Annotated in this window: 1 protein-coding gene; it reads left to right on the forward strand. The window is 46.8% G+C overall.

Going from position 1 to position 1356, the window contains the following annotated elements:
• Positions 1-1249: hypothetical protein (locus DP116_RS17990; RefSeq protein ID WP_211173353.1), on the forward strand; the 1249-nt coding region annotated here is incomplete at its 5' end.
• Between the last annotated feature and the right edge of the window lie 107 nt (positions 1250-1356).

Below are 1356 nucleotides of genomic sequence, written 5' to 3' on the forward strand. Positions count from 1 at the left end.
GCAACCCAAGTTACCCGCGTTTCTCTGGGAGTTATTTCAAAAGCTACGCCGTCGTTTGTTTCCACTCACACCAGATGATTATGAAACGAAGCAACCCAAGTTACCCGCGTTTCTCTGGGAGTTATTTCAAAAGCTACGCCGTCGTGGGTTTCCACTCACACCTGATGATTATGAAACGCTGCGACAGTCCTTGCAAGCTGGGTTCGGTTGGACATCACAAGAAGCACTGCGGGATTTGTGCAATTCCCTCTGGGCGAAGTCGCGCCAAGAGCAGGAAATTCTCACTGCGCTGTTTAACCAACTTGCACCAAAGAACGAAGATTGGCAATTGTCTTCTGTGCAAGTGGAAAAAGATTTTGATGCCACACACTCATCAAACAAAGAGCAGCATCAAAACGTTCCGGAGCATCAAGAGCATGACGAGATTGTAACCGAATCTTGTAGCGGCTTACCTCCCATTTCTTTGAAAGATGTGCAACTTTCGGAACGTCGGTTTATCTTTGTACCGCAGTTCCCATTAACCTATCGAGAAGTCGCTCAAACTTGGCGGCGGTTACGGCGTCCCGTGCGGGTGGGACCAGCAACAGAACTGGATGTTGAACTCACAATTGCGCGTCGTTGTCAACAGGGAGTTACAGCTTCTGTTGTGTTAAAACCGAGACACCGCAACGTTGCGCGGTTACTTTTGCTTGTGGATCGTCAGGGTTCCATGACTCCTTTCCATCGCTTTTGTGAAGAAGTTTGCACAGCAATTCAACTAGCAGGGAGATTGGAAGAGACAGCAATTTATTACTTTCACAACGTTCCTGCTGAAGGAGCGGATGAGCAAGTGCTAGAACCTCTGGGCAAAGAACTCTTTCCAGTTCTTGATTCCATTTTGCCTGAGATAACTCCCCTCAAAACAGGTTATCTCTACGAAGATTCTGATTTGCTCTCTCCTATTGCGTTGGAGGAAGTTCTCCAGAAACATGCCAGTGATGCATTCGTGGTGATGATGAGTGATGCTGGTGCTGTGCGTAAATACTACAATGTCGTGCGTCTGTTAGATACCATCTCTTTTATCAAAGCACTCCGCGCTTATACTTTAAACTATGTTTGGCTCAATCCCCTGCCTAAGTCATATTGGAAAGATAACACCGCCGCCCAGATTGCACGCCATGTGCCGATGTTTCCTTTGAATCGGGAGGGCATCCAGCAGGCGGTGAATGTGCTACGTGGACAGCAATATATAATTGAGAAACCTCTTTAAGTAGGAGAATATAATTGAACATAACTATGTCATTGCGAGTGGAACGCAGTGGAACGAAGCAATCCCAAACCCTTGTGATATCATGTCCGGTGGATTAGTTGTGATTC

This window comes from Brasilonema bromeliae SPC951 (assembly GCF_012912135.1).
Classification (GTDB): Bacteria; Cyanobacteriota; Cyanobacteriia; order Cyanobacteriales; family Nostocaceae; genus Brasilonema; species Brasilonema bromeliae.